At 65.0% G+C, this 15505-nt stretch carries 11 protein-coding genes; 4 read left to right on the plus strand and 7 right to left on the minus strand.

The annotated features are described in order from the left end of the window. Window positions 1–47: 47 nt before the first annotated feature. The 3 genes from AC3WN8_RS13035 to AC3WN8_RS13045 are packed head-to-tail and all read left to right on the plus strand — an operon-like array spanning window position 48 to window position 1962. Complete coding sequence (locus tag AC3WN8_RS13035; protein ID WP_492669861.1) at window positions 48–902, plus strand: SapC family protein; 855 nt, start codon at window positions 48–50, stop codon at window positions 900–902. Further along, window positions 899–1495 (plus strand): OmpH family outer membrane protein, encoded by a 597-nt coding sequence (locus AC3WN8_RS13040; RefSeq protein WP_492669862.1) that lies wholly within the window; start codon window positions 899–901, stop codon window positions 1493–1495. Before AC3WN8_RS13035 ends, AC3WN8_RS13040 begins: the two co-directional genes overlap by 4 nt. Further along, window positions 1495–1962 (plus strand): hypothetical protein, encoded by a 468-nt coding sequence (locus AC3WN8_RS13045; RefSeq protein ID WP_492669863.1) that lies wholly within the window; start codon window positions 1495–1497, stop codon window positions 1960–1962. Before AC3WN8_RS13040 ends, AC3WN8_RS13045 begins: the two co-directional genes overlap by 1 nt. A 60-nt stretch (window positions 1963–2022) precedes the next feature. Here AC3WN8_RS13045 and AC3WN8_RS13050 read toward each other — a convergent pair whose 3' ends face one another. The 6 genes from AC3WN8_RS13050 to AC3WN8_RS13075 form a co-directional block, all read right to left on the minus strand. After that, window positions 2023–3063 carry an alpha/beta hydrolase gene (locus AC3WN8_RS13050; RefSeq protein WP_492669864.1) on the minus strand — a complete coding sequence of 347 codons (1041 nt, stop codon included), beginning with the start codon at window positions 3061–3063 and terminating at the stop codon, window positions 2023–2025. 112 nt (window positions 3064–3175) lie between these two features. Beyond that, on the minus strand, window positions 3176–5485 hold the full coding sequence (locus AC3WN8_RS13055) for a TonB-dependent receptor (protein ID WP_492669865.1): 2310 nt from the start codon (window positions 5483–5485) through the stop codon (window positions 3176–3178). Between the two features lie 148 nt (window positions 5486–5633). Then, the gene (locus tag AC3WN8_RS13060; protein WP_492669866.1) at window positions 5634–8189 is read right to left on the minus strand and encodes a TonB-dependent receptor; all 2556 of its coding nucleotides are present in this window, start codon (window positions 8187–8189) and stop codon (window positions 5634–5636) included. A 136-nt stretch (window positions 8190–8325) separates the two neighbouring features. Further along, window positions 8326–9405 carry a FecR family protein gene (locus AC3WN8_RS13065; protein WP_492669867.1) on the minus strand — a complete coding sequence of 360 codons (1080 nt, stop codon included), beginning with the start codon at window positions 9403–9405 and terminating at the stop codon, window positions 8326–8328. Continuing rightward, window positions 9405–9977 (minus strand): RNA polymerase sigma factor, encoded by a 573-nt coding sequence (locus AC3WN8_RS13070; protein ID WP_492669868.1) that lies wholly within the window; start codon window positions 9975–9977, stop codon window positions 9405–9407. The genes AC3WN8_RS13065 and AC3WN8_RS13070 overlap by 1 nt, the downstream gene beginning before the upstream one ends. A gap of 168 nt (window positions 9978–10145) precedes the next feature. Beyond that, complete coding sequence (locus AC3WN8_RS13075) at window positions 10146–11381, minus strand: histidine-type phosphatase (protein ID WP_492669869.1); 1236 nt, start codon at window positions 11379–11381, stop codon at window positions 10146–10148. Window positions 11382–11748: 367 nt separating this feature from the next. Here AC3WN8_RS13075 and AC3WN8_RS13080 point away from each other — a divergent pair, with 367 nt between their 5' ends. Further along, complete coding sequence (locus tag AC3WN8_RS13080) at window positions 11749–14403, plus strand: TonB-dependent receptor (RefSeq protein ID WP_492669870.1); 2655 nt, start codon at window positions 11749–11751, stop codon at window positions 14401–14403. A gap of 91 nt (window positions 14404–14494) precedes the next feature. On the opposite strand, the gene iolG is transcribed toward AC3WN8_RS13080, so the two are convergent. Further along, window positions 14495–15481, minus strand: coding sequence for an inositol 2-dehydrogenase (gene iolG, locus AC3WN8_RS13085; RefSeq protein ID WP_492669871.1), 987 nt, complete (start codon window positions 15479–15481; stop codon window positions 14495–14497). Between the last annotated feature and the right edge of the window lie 24 nt (window positions 15482–15505).

Consider the following 15505-nt stretch of genomic DNA (forward strand, 5'->3'; position numbering starts at 1 on the left):
CGGCGGCCCCCGGGGCGGCCGCGCATCCTTTTTCCTTCGGAGTATCCATGACGTCCCCAACCCCCGACCCGTCGGCTGCGCAAGCCGCATCCAGCCTGCCGCTCTTCTATCGTGATCCGCAGCCGCTCAGTTCGAACGCACATGCCGCCTGGCGGCTCAGGGACGGCGATGCGTCGTTCGCGGCCGATGCCCCCTATGTGCCGATCGTGATCGGCGAACTGGCGGCCGCCGCCCGCAGCTATCCGGTGGTGTTCGCCGGCGACGATGCGCAGCCGGTCGCCGTGCTGGGGCTCGAACGGCGCAATCTGTTCGTCGAGGGCGGCCGCTGGACGGGCGACGCCTATGTGCCCGCCTATGTGCGCCGCTATCCCTTCGGTTTCATCGCCACGGTCAACCCGGACGGCTTCGCATTGGCGATCGATGCGGGGGCGGATCGGGTCGTACGATCCGGGACGGAAGGCGCGCCGCTGTTCGATGACGGCAAGCCCTCCGCATTGACCGGACAGGCGCTCGCCTTTTGCGACGCCTTCCAGGCCGACGTCACCGCGACGCGGGCTTTTGCCGAGGCGTTGAAGGCCCATGATCTGCTGATCGACCGCCGGGCGGACGCGACGCTGCCCGACGGACGAACCCTCGGCCTCGACGGTTTCCAGATCATCGATGCCGACAGGTTCGGTGCGCTCGCCGACGATGTCGTGATCGACTGGCACCGTAAGGGCTGGCTGCCGCTCGTGCATTTCCATCTGGCCTCGCTCGAACGCTTCCAGGCGCTGCTCGTCCGGCACGCATCGCACGGCGATGTCATGCAGGAGTCACCGACGCGTGCTTCGGCGGCACCGACAGAAACCGCCGGGGCCGATGCCCCGGCGCCGTCCACATATTCGAAGAAAGTTCGCTCATGATCACGCGTTTGCTCGTTTCCGCCGCTCTTCTCCTGCCGATCGCATCGATTGCGTCGGCGCAGCCCGCTCCCAATGCGCAGCCGCTGGGCGGTCCGGTGGTCGCGGGCATGTGCCTGCTCTCGCGCGAAGCCGTGTTCGCCAATGCCGCGGTCGGCAAGGCGGCCTCGGCGCGGCTCCAGGATCTGACCCAGGCTGTGCAGGCCGAGATCGCCAGGCAGCGCGGTCCGCTTGAAACCGAAGCCAAGGCGCTCGAAGGCCAGCCCGACACCGCGCAGACCAAGCCGCGGCGCGAAGCGCTTGCGACCCGCTGGCAGGCGCTTCAGCAATTGGCGGCCCATAACAGCCGCGAGATCGAAGCGACGCGTGCCAAGGCGCTCGAGCGGATCTCGAACGAAGCGCAACCGGTCATCGCCCAGGTCTATGGCCAGAAGAAATGCGGCCTGCTGTTCGATCGCAACGCGGCGCTCGGCGGGAATTTCGCCAACGACCTCACCGCGGACGTGGTGCGCGGCCTCGATGCCCGTATCCAGACGATCACGTTCGAGCGCGAACGGCTGCCCCAGCAGCAGCCGGCGCCCGCTCAGGCGCGGTGATGCGGCGCCGCAAGGATCTTTGTGCGCCGGCCCTTTTCGCATGGCTGACGCGATGGCTGGCGGCGTTGGTCGGGGCAGGGCTCGCCACGACCGCGCCCGTTTCCGCCCAGCCGGTGTCGCCGTCCGCGGCACCGGCCGAATGGGTGCGCTATGCGGAGGGCGCCACCGCCGCGATCACCCAATGGCTGAAGGCCGATAGCGAGGCGGGGGTGCGCTTCCGCACCTATCTCGATCGCACGCGCCCGGTGGAGGACCAGCCGACACCACCCTTGGAGGTCAAAGTCTGGATCGCTCCCGACGGCACGGTGGAACGGATCGATTTCGCGTCCTTCGCGCATCCCGAGCCCAATGCCGATCTCCGCGCGCTGATCGTCGGACACCGGCTCGCGGGGCCGCCGCCGCGCGACATGCTGCTGCCGATCCGCATCGCCGTGGACCTCGGTGCCGCGGCTGCCGATCCGATATAAGTAAGGCGTTCAGCCGGGGCGAAGCCGGGCACGTCCCCTCAGTGCCCGGCTTCCGGATCATCAGCGTCTCTCTGCCCGCACATCACCCACCACCTCGCGGACCGCGGAGATCACGGTGTCGGGGCGATCGACCTGGATATAGTGCCCGGCATCGGTCACGATCTGTTGACGGCCACGCGTCGAAAGCGCGGCCTGCTCGGCATGCATCGTCTTCCATTCCTGCTTGAAGCGTGCGCCCTGCTCCGGTGTCATCCCCGCGCTCTTCAATTCCTCGGGCTTAAAGGGGGCCAGCGCGGTCAGTGCGATCACCGGCCGGTTTCCGAAACTGCGAACCGCGCGCGCATCGTCCATCGTGCGATCGAAGCCATCGAGCTCCGATGTCGCGCCCTTCACCGATTTGCTGGCATAGGCGCCCAGCCGGTCAGCCGCGTCTTTCGGCAACTTCCCTTCGGCCGCGTCCGACATCATGAACCGCACGATGCCCGTCCATGACAGCGCCGACGCGCTGTGCATCAGCAACGATGCCCGTTTCGGATGGACGTCGATGCCCGTCACTTTTCCGAGCCGTGCGACCTGATCCGGGTACGAGCCGTCGACGAAGACCATCCCGGCGACCTGATCGCCATATCGCCCGACATAGGTCCGGATATACGGCCCACCGATCGAATGTCCGACGAGCACCAGCGGGTCGGTGATTCCGGCGCCCTTCAGCGTCGCATGAAGATCGTCGGCCACCGCTGCGGCGCGCTGCGGCGTATCCTTGGCATCGCTCCACATGATCCCCGCCCGGTCATAGGCGCAGGCCCGGGTGAAGCTGGCGATCTTGTCGTGGACCAGCGTCCAGTCGAGCGTCCCGCCGGTGCCCAGCCCGGATTCGAAAATGACGGTCGGCGATCCCGTGCCGCGGCAGTCGATGTGCATCCGGCGCCCGCCGATATCGACCATCTTTCCGCGCGGTGGATAGTTCGCCTTGGCGTTCCTGCGCCCCAGCGCCTCGTAGATCGATCCCACGATGATGAGCAGGATCAACAGCGCGATAAGGCCCAGTGCTATCCGTTTCATCCAACGGCCAAAGCGCCGCCAGCCAGTCACTTTCGTCATTCCACATTCCCTTTTACGGCTGCCGCTGTCCTCGGCCTGGCGAAGCCGGGCACTACCCCTAGTGCCCGGCTTCTGGATCGGCGCCTCCCTGGGATTCGCCGATCTTTAGCGATCAGAACGAGACGCCGACCGAGGCGCCGATGGTGCGGGGGCGGATGCCCGAGCCGGTGCCGTACGCGACGTTCGATCCGCCGATGGCCGATGCGGCCGTGGTGGCCGACGATCCGAGGCTGGTGAGGCCGTACGCGTTGGTCAGGTTGTTCGCGAACAGGCTCAGGTTGAACTGCTCGAAATTCACACCCGCGCGCAGATCGACGGTGGTGTAGCCGTCGATGATCGGGGTCCGGCCATAGGTCGCGCGATAGACGGCGTTGAACGTGCCCGGCTGGTCGCTGACCAGGCGGACATTTGCGCCGATATAAGCCTTTGTGCCTGCCGAGATTTCCCATTCATAGTCGACCGCCGCGGTCGCCGAGAATTCGGGCACATAGGGCAGGCGGTCACCGGCCAGCCCGCCGACCAGATTGGCGCCGCCCGATGCCGGCACCGTGTCGTTGCGTAGCTTGGCATCGGTATAGGCGCCGTTGAGGGCAAAGGTCAGCCCCGCCGTCGGACGCGCCGTCACGGCGAGTTCGATGCCTTTGTTTCGCGCCTTCTGCCCATTGCCGTTGACCCCGACGGGGCCGGTCGGGGTGTTGACGGTGGTGGCGATCAGGATGTTCTTCCAGTCGAGATAGAAGATCGATCCGTCGAAGGTGAGGCTGCGATCCGCCGTTTCCGCACGCAGGCCGATCTCGTAGCTGACGATCGTGTCCGCCTGGAATTCGGACGGGAAATTCGCGGGCGCACCGAGGGGGATCAGGTTGGGCCCGCCGGGGCGGAACCCCTTGGCGGCGCGCGCATAGACCGATGCGTGGTCGCTCAGCTCGAACCGCGGCGAGATCGACCAGGTGAATACGCCCTGAGAGGAGTTGCCGCTGTTCTCGGCACCCACGCCAAGCTGGATCACCGCCTGTTCGGAATCCTGCTTGTTGTGGCTATAGCGCCCGCCCGCGGTGATATCGAAACGGTCACCCAGGTGCAGCGTGCCCGTCGCGAAGCCCGCAAGCTCCTCGTAATTCGCGTTGATGTAGGAAATCACGAAATCTTCGAAGGTCACGCCGCCGACCGTCAGCCGCGTCGGCATCAACTGGCGCGTCGCGATCTGGAAGGGGATATAGCGCTGGAAAAGTCGGGTCTTTTCCTTCGTGTAATAGCCGCCGACCGTCCATTCGAAAACGTCGGAATCGCTGGAGGCCAGGCGGACTTCCTGGGTGAATTTCTTCACCTGCTGATTGTTGATGAAGACGAAGCCCACGGTGTTGGGTGCGGTCGGCGCGTAGAAGGCGTTGATCGTCGGACGCAGCGCATTGGTGCTGGCGTCGGTCACCGGCCGATAGACCAGCTTCGAATAGCTTGTGATCGACGAGAGCGTCGCGCCGCCGAAATCCCATTCGAGCGTGCCGGCGAACAGCCGGTAGCGCAGGTCGTAGGTCTCCGGATACAGTGCGAAGCGCGTGAAATCGCCCGTCTGCGCCGCGCCGGCCGCCGCGTTATAGGGCGCGTGCGTGACCAGATTGAGATCGAACGAGGACGGCATGCCGCCGTCCATATTCTGGAGCACCGATTGCAGGCGGATCGAGAAATTGTCGGTGGGCGCGAACAGCGCCGACACGCGGCCGCCATAGCTTTTCGACGCGTTGGAATTCTTGTCGTTGAAGCCGACCGTATCGATGAAGCCCGGGCGCTCGCGATAGAAACCGCTCGCGCGGATCGCCAGTTTATCGCCCAACGGCACGTTGACCATCGCGTTGCCCGAAAATCCCGTATCACCGCCCGAAACCGACTCGACGCCCGCCTGCGCGCGCGCCTCGAAGGCGGCAGTGGAGGGCAGGTTGGTCACATATTTGAGCACGCCACCCAGCGAGTTGGAGCCATAGAGCGTGCCCTGCGGCCCGCGCAGCACTTCGAGGCGCGCGACGTCGAACGGATCGAAGTCGGCGGCCAGGATGCCCGCGTTGATAAGGCTTCCGCTCGATCCGAACGGCATGTCGTCGATATAGGTCGCGACGGTCGCGCCGACCGATCCGGTGTTGGTGCCGCGCAAAATGATGCGGACCAGGCCCGCATCCTGCGCCTGCAGGTTCAGGCCGGGGACCAGCTTGGCATAGTCGGCCAGGCTGAACGCCGCCTGGCGCTCGAGCTGCTGCTCGCCGACGACCGTCAGCGACAGCGGCACTTCCTGCAGTGTCTGTTCGCGCCGCTGCGCGGTAACGACGATCTCGTTCGTGCCTTCGTTCGCGTCCTGCGCGAAGGCCGGAGTCGCCGTGAGGCAGGCGCAGAGAGCTATTCCGGCAAGCAGCCGGTTACGTCGAATTATCATGATAATCCCCCAGGTTTCCTATGGTGGTGTGGCGTTGTGGATGCTTATGTTCTTGGCGCCTCGGTCACTGTTGAAGCGCGATAGGCAGTCGATTTCCCGAAATGCGCGTTTCGTTCGGTCGATCTGAATTGAAGTTCTGTATTCATGGCTAAAATGACGCGCTGAGCGACGCGCCGATCGTGCGCGGTGCTATGCTGGTGGCGGCGAAGCTGGGGCGACCGGCACCGCCGATCGCGGGCGTATAGGTGATCGGAAAGGCGACCGCCGAAACCATGCCGCCGCTGTCGGTGAGATTGCGGACATAGGTGGTGAGAGAATATCTGCCGAAATTCACGCCGGCGCGCAGGTCTATCGTGGCATAGCCATCGAGCATGGGTTGTGCGCCAAAGGCTGCGCGGTGGGCTGCGTTGAACAATGTGGGCTGGTCGCTCGCGAGCTGGACGGTCCCGCCGACAAAGGCGTCGGCGTCGCCCGACAGCGACCATTGATGATCGGCGGCAACGGCAAGCTTCCATTCCGGCGTGCCGGGCAACCGGTCGCCCGCGCGCCCGCCCGTCAGATTGGGACCGCCGGCAATCGGCACGGCATCGTCGCGCAGCCGGGCATCGGTATAGGCGGCGTTGACGGCGACAGTGAAGCCGTTCGCTGGGCGCACGGTCGCGGCCAGTTCGAAACCCTTGCTGCGCGCGCGCCCGCCATTGCCGTTGATGCCGGTGCCGCCCGAATCGCCGTTGAAGACCGTCAGGATCAGGATGTCGCGCCAATCGATGTAAAAGGCGGATGCATCGATCGAGACGCTGCGATCTCGCGTCTCGGCGCGGATGCCCCCTTCATAGCTGATCACCGTATCCGCTTTGAATGCGGTGGGAAAACCGGCGGGCAGGCTGGACGGGATCGCATTGGGGCCGCCGGGGCGATAGCCCTTGGCGACGCGCGCATAGATCGCGGCGTCCTCGCCCAGCTCGAAGCGTGGCGAGACCGACCAGGTGAAGACGCCCTGTGCGGATTTGCCGAGCCTGTTGGCGCCGATCCCGAACTGCAGCACGTTCTGGTCGGATCGCTGGCGATTGTGGCTGTAGCGGCCACCGGCGGTGATATCGAAACGATCGCCCAGATGGAGCGTGCCCGTCGCGAAGCCGGCCAGCTCGCGATAGCGGGCATCGATCGTCGCCAGCGCGATTTCGTCGAACTGCTGGCCGCCGATCGTCACCTGGCGCGGGATCAGCCGCAGCGACCCGATCTCGAACGGCAGGGCGCGCTGGAACAGCAACGTGCTTTCGTCGGAATAATAACCGCCGGCGACCCATTCGAAGACATCGGAATCGGCGGAGGTGAGCCGGATTTCCTGGGTGAACTTGTCGACATACACATCGTTGCGCAGCACCACGCCCACCGTGTTCGGCGCGTCGGGCGCATAGAGCGTGTTGATCGCGACGCGCGCCGACGAATAGGAATAATCCATCAGTTTCGGACGGCGCTGGGTGGCGTAGCTGGTGATGGAGGTCAGCCGGACGGGGCCGGCATTCCAGTCGATCGTGCCGCTATAGATGCGATAATCGGTCCGGTTCCATTGCGGATAGAGCTCGAACTGCAATCGCTCTCCGCCCGCCGCGCCCGTCGCCGGATTGAACGGCTTCAGCGTCACCGGATCGGCGAAGAACCAATAGGGAGCGCCATTGTCCAGCCGTTGCGCGAGCGCCGATAGTCGGATCGACAGCGACGCCGTCGGCATCAGCAGCAGCGAGACGCGGCCCCCGAAACTGTCGGTGGAATTCACGTCGCTGGCGACGCGCCCGACGCTGTCGATATAGCCGGGCTGCCGGCGGAGGAAACCGCTCGCGCGCAGCGCGATCCCGTCGCCGATCGGCAGATTGACCATCGCATTGGTCGACCAGCCCATGCTGGCGCTGCCGGACAATGCCTCGATACCGGCCTGCACGCGCGCTTCGAAGCGCGATACGTCCGGCGCGGCGGTGATGTATTTGATGACGCCGCCAAGCGCGTTCGATCCGTAGAGCGTGCCCTGCGGGCCGCGCAGCACTTCGACGCGGGCGACGTCGAACGTGTCGAAATCGCCGGCCATATCGCCCGCGTTCGAAAGGCTGCCGCTGGAGCCGAATGGGATATCGTCCATATAGACCGTGACGCTCGACCCGACCGAGCCGGCATTGATGCCGCGCAAGATGATGCGTGCCTCGCCTGGGCTGTACTGCGTGACGTTCAGGCCGGGGACGAGCTGCTGGAAATCGATGACGCTGCGGAACTGTTGCCGTTCCAGTGCCCGGCCCGGAACGACGGCAAGCGATTGTGGGACCTTGAGCAGGGTCTGTTCGCGGCGCTGCGCCGTCACGATGATGTCGGCGGCACCTTCGCCGTCATGGTCGCCGAAGCGCGCCGCGCCGGGGCCGTTTCCCGGCCCGCTCGCCCGCACCAGAGCCAGGCCGCCATTATTGCCACGGCTGGCGCGCAGGCCGGTCCCCGACAGCAGCCGCGCCAGCGCATCCTCGGCGGCATAGCGCCCCTTCACCCGCTGCGACCGCTTGTTCTTCACCAGATCCATGGGTGCGAGCACGAACACGCCGGACTGGCGCGAATAGTCGAGCACCGCCTTTGCCAGCGGCTGCGCTTCGATATCATAGGCGCGTTGCTGGGCCTCCGCCGGCGCTGCCGTGACGGCGAGCGACAGCGGCGATGCCGACATCATGGCAATGATCGCAAATCGTGTGCAATCGCCCTTCAAGACCAGCCGTCCCCAACGCCGTTTCATACGGTTCATGGGTAACAACGCGGCGGAGAGGATGGTTCGAAGGGGCGGGTGAAACTTTTTTGCAATGAAATCCTCAAGGGGCCCGCTCGACGCGAACCGCCCCGCTCTTGTTCTTCGCGATGCGGACCGGTGCCACCAGCGGAAGCGCGCCGAAAAAGGCCTCGGTATCGCCTGGCCGCAGCTCCATCGCGATGCGCAGTTCGCCGAGCGCCGGATCGGCGAGCGACACGCCGGGCGCATAATAGCGATTGAGATCGGCGACGACATCGCCCAGCCGCGCGTCGATATAGGTGCGCCGACCGCTGCGCCATTCGCCTGCTGGCACATGTTCGGCCGCGATCGGCGCGGGCGGCGCTGCGCTGAAGAAGGATGCGGGCGCATCGGGCGTCTCGATGCCCTGGCCCGCCCTCAGCGTCTGGACCGACGCGGTGGCCAGCATGGGCGCGGCTTCGCGCACCTTCACGATGCCTTCGAGCACGGACACATGCACGCGGCCACCCGAACGGTTCACGTCGAACTTGGTGCCGACCACCTGGATGCGCGCATCGCCCGCCTCGACATGGAAGGGCCGGGCGCGATCATGCGCCACTTCGAAAAAGGCCTCGCCAGCAAGCAGCGTGACGCTGCGTTCGTCCGCGTCGATCCGGGTGGCGATGCGGCTGGCCGGGCCCAGCGTGACGCGGCTGCCATCGGCCAGCGTCAGCACCCGCGTCTCGGCGATGGCGGTGCTGACCGGTGGACCGGCGGGCGCGCTCGAGACCATGTCCAGCCCGATCGCGAGCGCCAGCGACGCGGCAAGCGCCGTGGCACCACCCCAGATCAGCGCCGCTTTCGACACGATGCGCCCGGCCTGGATCCGGGATGGCGCGAGATGCGCCAGCGGATCATGCCCGCCATTGGCGGTGCCCGGCATCGCCGGTGCGGCCTCATCAGCGGATGCGGGAGCCTTCAACTTCGCGAAGAGCGCACCTTCGCCCAGTTGCAGCGCGGTGCGAGCGGTCAGGTCGAAGGCGCGCGCGTGGCGCGGATCGGCGGCGAGCCATGCGTCGAGCGCATCGAGATCAGTGTCGCTGATGTCGTCGCCGAGCGACAGCGCATACCATTCGGCCGCCTGGGTCAGCACCGCATCGTCGAGATCGAGCGCGCTCGCCATCAGAGGGCCTCGCTTTCGCCGGAGGCGTTGATCGCGAGCGTGCACTGCGCCAGCGCCGACGCCATCAACTGGCGGACGCGCGTCTCCGAAACGCCCAGGCGCCGGGCGATTTCGACATAGCGGAGGTCGTGCACGATATGCAGCGTCATCACTTCGCGTCTCTTGGGTTCCATCCTGTCCAGCGTCGCGCCGACGATCGCCAGATGCTCCTTCGCGATAAAGACGCGCTCGGTATCCAGATTCGCAGGGGTATCGCCCGACTGGAAGAATTCGACATCGTCACGGGCGGCCAGACGCACCTTCGCGCGGCGCCGCTGATCGAGCACGAAGTTGCGCGCCGCGATGAACAGATAGGACCGCGGATTGCTCACCGTTTCCGCCGCTTCGAGTTTCGCGAAATTCTCGAAGGCGCTTTGCACCGCTTCCTCGGGCTCGGGCGGGCCCGATCCGAACTGACGTTCGATAGCGCGGCACAGGTCGCTCCAATGGCTGCGATAGACGCGTTCGATCGCGCCGCGCGAGCGGTCGCTGCGCGGTGCGGTCTCGAACTTCTGCGACTCCGGTTTCGCCACGGCCATCCCTCTCGGCCCACCAAAGCCAATCGGGCACGATATGGCAATAAGCGGTGGTGTCCGTCCTGCACGAACCGCTCTCAATAATGCGGAGTTCGGTCCTTGAAGGTGGCAACCCAGGTCGTCGGGTTCGGCCACTCGGCCAGGGCAACCAGGCGGCGTTGCCTTTTATCCTTTCGGCAGGATCGCGCGTTCGCGCACCATGCGCGAGAAGGCGCCGAGGGAGCATGCACGAGGCTGTGTCGAATTGCCGCAGCCGGGCATTGCGAGATATTGGCGGAAAGCACCCTGCCGATCCGTCAGAACGCGCTGGTAACGCAACTGGTCCATCGTTTGTGCGCGGTAGAAGGCCCGGACATAGCGGGCGCCCCTGGCATCGCGCAGCAATTCGAAACCCATCGCGCTTCCGGGCGGCACGTCGCCGGCGGGATAGCTCGGCACCGCCCATCGGACCCGCATGAAGCCGCCGAGATCGGCGATGTTGGTGTCGTGCCCGGCGAGCAATGTGAGTTTGGCGCCGCGCGGTGAGGAAAGTGCCTCCAATATCTCCATCGCGATCGGTGCGGCAGCGACGCGCGCGACATAGTCGGGGCTGTTCGAATATTTGAACTTGAGCGGGTGGAAGCGCAGCAGCCGTTCGATTTCGGCGCGCGTAATGCGACCCCAGCCGACATCCTTCATCGGCATGCCTTCGAGATATTCGAGCAGGAAGGTCTGGCTGGCAGTCGATCCGACATCGATGGGCCCTTCAAGTCCCGGGCGATCGTGCGTGGCGGCGACGAGTTCGCTGGGATCCCGAAGCAACGGGCAGGTGGGCAGGGTGCAGTCGAGCACACGGGCCAGCAGTTCCAGGTCGGATCGATAGGCGCGGCTCTCCGCGGCAATGCTGCCTCCCGGCGCGGTGGCGAGCGCTTCGCGATATGCGCGGGCGCCGTCGAACCAGGACGGCGTGTCATCAAGGCCGTGGAATATGGGATCGGGATCGCCATCCCGAGGGTGGGAGACGTCGGCCCGGCAACCCGGCATAAAGCCTTCTCCCCAGCTCTCGGCCGTCCGGATCGCACGCTGCTTGCCGCTGGCCTTGAGCACCACGGCGCCCGGGGCAGGGCATTCGCGGTCGAACAATCCACGCCGCGCATAATATGCGCGATCGCCTGCGCCCAGCAGCTTCACGCCCGCGGCGCCACGCGGAGTCAGCAAGCCGAAATCGACGGGCCAACTGGGCCATGTGTTCGCCGAGTAGTTCACCGGAACCGGATTGGCTTTTGTTGGCGGACGGATGCCGTGGCGCATCATCATCACGACGCGCTCGAGCTTGAGTGCCGGAGCGGGCGTATGTGGCCTGGCCGCCGCAGGCGAAGCCAGCATCGTGGCGATGGCGGCGGCGACAGATAGGAACTTCATGATATCCTCCGGCGGAGCGCTGATCCGAATTCGCAACGTTTATTCCATATTTATATAGAATGGAATATTATTCTGCCGGCCCGCTATCGGCGGTGCCTGGGTGATGCCCATATGATCCGATCACAGCGATCTCTGCCCGGCATTGCGCGGAATCCGAATCGGCGGGAAGCGGCGGCCACGCCGCCACGGTCTCGGACTGGATGGCATTCATACCCCGCAGCGCGAGAACAATGGAATGCGCGAGCTTCGGGTTTCTGCAAGATAAATTCTATTTCTGTTGCAATATGGAATTTCTGTTCGTATTGTGAGTCCTGCCGAAAAACTGGGTCAGGTCCAACTGCATCCGGTGCGCTTGGGGAGGAAGAGCATGAAGAAGGTAATTGCCGGTCGTGGATTCGGCCAAATTCTCGCCGGAATCAGCGCATGGGCATTGGCGCTCGCCATCGCGAGCCCGGCAATGGCACAGGAAACGGCCCAGGAACCGGCAAAACAAGACGCGGCCGAGGCCGATACGATCGTCGTCACCGGTCAGCGCGCATCCGACCGCGCCTCGCTGCTCAAGAAGCGCGATGCCGACAATACCAGCGAGGTCGTGTCCGCCAACGATGTCGGCAAGTTGCCGGACCAGAATGTCGCCGAAGCCGTTCGCCGCCTGAGCGGCGTTTCGGTCGCGACCGACAAGGGCGAAGGCCGCTACCTCATTATTCGCGGTATCGAGCCGAACCTGGCCAACGTCACGCTCAACGGCCAGACTGCCTCGGCACCCGAGCCCGAAAGTCGCAACGTCAAGCTCGACGACATCCCGTCGGCGCTGATCGGCTCGGTCACGGTCATCAAAACACTGACGCCCGATCTCGACGCCAATGCGATCGCCGGCCAGGTCGATATCGACACCGTCTCCGCATTCGACAAGAAATCGTTTTTCGCCAGTGCCCGCGGCATTGGCGGCTTTTATCAGGACACCGACCGGAGGGCGCGCGAAGGCGATGTCTCGGTCGGCGGCACGTTCGGCAACAATCGCCAGTTCGGCCTGGTTGTTGCGGGCAACTACTCGAAGCGTCCCTCCTATTCCGAGGACGTGCTGTCGACGAGCCGCCAGCTCGTCAACAACATCGACCTGCCGGCCGAACTCGACCAGCGCATCTACGATCCCGCGATCCGCACCCGCAAAGGCGCCGTCGCCAATTTCGATTTCCGCCCGTCCGACGACGTGAAGCTGTTCGCACGCGCCATGTATTCGCAGTTCGGCGACAACGAGATACGCAACCGCTTCCGCTTCTTCTTCCCCGGTGACAACAATGTCGCAGACACCACCACACTGCCGCCGGGCTATTCGGCACTGAGCACGGCCGGCGGGACGATCAATTCGACGACCGCGCGCCGCCTGCTTCGCAAACGCCAGGAGACCACCAAGACCACGACCTATTCGACGGGCGGCGAGTTCAACTTCGGCGGCATCGAACTGAGCGCCGAATATACCTATGCCAAGTCCAGCAAGAAGGATCCGGTCCGCGACGAGGTCGAATATCGCGCCGCCGCATCGACCGGGCTCGGCGCGACCTTCGTGACCGGTGCGGGCCTGCTCGACAGCTTTACCGCCAATGCGGCGGCGCTCAATCCGGCCAATTACCGCCTCAACAACTACAAGCAGGTCTCACGCGTTGCGGGCGAGACGCTCAACCAGTTCCGGATCGACCTGAAGATTCCGGTCGACGGCCTGGGCGTGGGGAGCTCGCTCAAGTTCGGCGGCAAATATCTCAACCGGGACCGTTTCCAGGATCAGACCGGCCGCACCTTTACTGCCGTGTCGGGCACCGCCGGTACAAGGACCCTTGCCGCCGATCTCGACCAGACGATCGCGACGACCTTTGACGGCGCCTTCACCTTCGGGCCGACCATCAACATGAACTCGGCACAGGCATTTGTCTTCGCCAACAACACGAATCCCGCACAGTTTACGGTCAACGCCGCCGATCAGGTCGCACAGTCCAAGACGTCGGACTACAAGGTCCACGAGAAGGTGATGGCCGCCTATGCGATGGCGACGATCAAGGCCGATGGCCTCACGGTAATTCCGGGTGTGCGTGTCGAACGGACCGAGGGCGACACCGCGGCGATCATCTATCGTGCCGGCGTCACCACCTTGGCCAGCGACTTCGATTCCTTCGGCCATTATCAGTATACCGACTTCTTCCCGGGGGTGAACGCCAAGTACGAATTCAACCGCAACCTGCAGGCACGCGCTGCGATCACCACCGCGATCGGACGCCCGCCATTCGTCAACCTGGCGCCGACGGTCACGGTCGATACCGCATCCAACACCGTCAACCAGGGCAATCCCGGGCTCAAGGCGCAGCGCTCGCTCAACCTCGACGCCGCCCTCGAATATTATTTCACCGGTGAAGGCGGCGTCTCGGTGTCGGTATTCTTCAAGCGTATCAAGAACCCGATCTTCGCCACCACCGCGCTCAATCAGACCGGCACGTTCGGCGGCGTCGCGCTGACCAATGCGACGGTCAGTTCATTCGGCAACGGGACCGAGGCGACGCTCAAGGGCATCGAGTTCGCGGTCCAGAAGCCGCTGACCTTCCTGCCTTCGCCGCTCGACGGCTTCGGCGTGAATGCGAACCTGACGCTCTCGGACTCGACGCTGAAGGTGCCCGGCCGCACGATCCATACCCCGCTGGTGGGTCAGGCCAAGAGGATCGCCAGCGCACAGCTTTATTACGAGAAATACGGCCTGTCGGCACGCGTCGCGCTTTCGTATCGTTCCGGCTATCTCGACACCGACGGGGGGCTCAACGTCGCCGATCCGACCGGCAATTCGGACGGCTATTTCGGCAAGATCACCACGGTCGACGCGCGGATCGGCTATCGCCCGATGAAGTATCTGGAGGTGTTCGTCGAAGGCACCAACCTGACCGATGCGCAGGACTATTATTATTTCGCGACGCCATCTCGCTTCCGCGAAGTCGAGAAATACGGCCGTTCGATGCGCGTTGGTCTGTCGCTGACCTATTGACCTGACAATGGCCGGGGTTTCGAGCCCCGGCCTGCATTCCCTCCATGCCGATCATCCCTGAGGGGCCGGGTATTCCCGGCCCCATTTCGTGTCAGAGCCGCACCAGCTCGCCGGTCGCCGCCGACCTGGCGGCGGCCTCGGCCAGCGCGAGCGCGAAGACGCCATCGCGATGGCCGATCAGCGGCCGGGCGGTGCCGTCGATGATGTCGGCGAAATGCTCGCCTTCGCGAGCGTATGCGACCGCATAGCGATCGAGGAAGAAGTTCTGCAGCCTGTCGCCGGTGCTGCCGGCTTCGCCCCAGGTTTCGACGGTGGTCTCGAGCTGGTTCTGCGCGCGGATCATGCCCTTCGATCCGAAAGCCTCGATGCGCTGGTCATAACCATAGCCGCTGCGCCGGCTCGACGAGATGACGCACAGCTTGCCCGACGCCGTGCGCAGGATGGTCTTGGCGGTATCGGCGTCGCCCGCCTCGCCGATCGCCGGGTCGACAAGGACCGAGCTCGACGCGAACACCTCGGTGATCTCTTCAGCGAGCAGCCAGCGCGCCATGTCGAAATCGTGGATCACCATATCCTTGAAGATCCCTCCCGAGACCCGGACATAGTCGATCGGGGGCGGGGCAGGGTCGTGGCTGATGATGTGCAGCGTCTCGAGGTTGCCGACTTCGCCGCCGGCGAGCCGCGCCTGCAGGCTGGCGAAATTGGTATCGAAGCGGCGGTTGAAGGCGAGGAACAGCCTGGCCCCGAGCGCTTCGAGCCGTTCTGCGGCCATGCGCGCGCGGTCCAGATCCTGATCGAGCGGCTTTTCGCAGAACACCGCCTTGCCCGCTTCGGCCGCAGCCAGGCTGTAATCGAGATGCGTGTCGGTCGAGCTGGCGACGATCACGCCCTTGATCGCCGGATCGGCGAGCGTGTCCTCGATCGAAGAGACCCGCGCACCATGGCCAGCGGCGAGCGCAGTGGCGGCATCCGCGATCGGATCGACGATGCGGGCGAGGCGGAGGCGCGGATTGGCGACGACATTGGCCGCGTGGATCTTGCCGATGCGGCCGGCGCCGATAAGGGCGATATCGTGCATTCTATCCTCTCTAAAAATGGAACA

It is taken from the genome of Sphingobium sp. FW305-3-2-15-F-TSA7 (assembly GCF_058787155.1).

Coding starts and splice junctions, on each gene's coding strand:
- AC3WN8_RS13035 (WP_492669861.1), top strand. CDS start 48: ATGACGTCCCCAACCCCCGACCCGTCGGCTGCGCAAGCCGCATCCAGC.
- iolG (WP_492669871.1), bottom strand. CDS start 15,481: ATGCACGATATCGCCCTTATCGGCGCCGGCCGCATCGGCAAGATCCAC.
- AC3WN8_RS13040 (WP_492669862.1), top strand. CDS start 899: ATGATCACGCGTTTGCTCGTTTCCGCCGCTCTTCTCCTGCCGATCGCA.
- AC3WN8_RS13080 (WP_492669870.1), top strand. CDS start 11,749: ATGAAGAAGGTAATTGCCGGTCGTGGATTCGGCCAAATTCTCGCCGGA.
- AC3WN8_RS13060 (WP_492669866.1), bottom strand. CDS start 8,189: ATGATGTCGGCATCGCCGCTGTCGCTCGCCGTCACGGCAGCGCCGGCG.
- AC3WN8_RS13050 (WP_492669864.1), bottom strand. CDS start 3,063: ATGACGAAAGTGACTGGCTGGCGGCGCTTTGGCCGTTGGATGAAACGG.
- AC3WN8_RS13055 (WP_492669865.1), bottom strand. CDS start 5,485: ATGATAATTCGACGTAACCGGCTGCTTGCCGGAATAGCTCTCTGCGCC.
- AC3WN8_RS13045 (WP_492669863.1), top strand. CDS start 1,495: ATGCGGCGCCGCAAGGATCTTTGTGCGCCGGCCCTTTTCGCATGGCTG.
- AC3WN8_RS13065 (WP_492669867.1), bottom strand. CDS start 9,405: ATGGCGAGCGCGCTCGATCTCGACGATGCGGTGCTGACCCAGGCGGCC.
- AC3WN8_RS13075 (WP_492669869.1), bottom strand. CDS start 11,381: ATGAAGTTCCTATCTGTCGCCGCCGCCATCGCCACGATGCTGGCTTCG.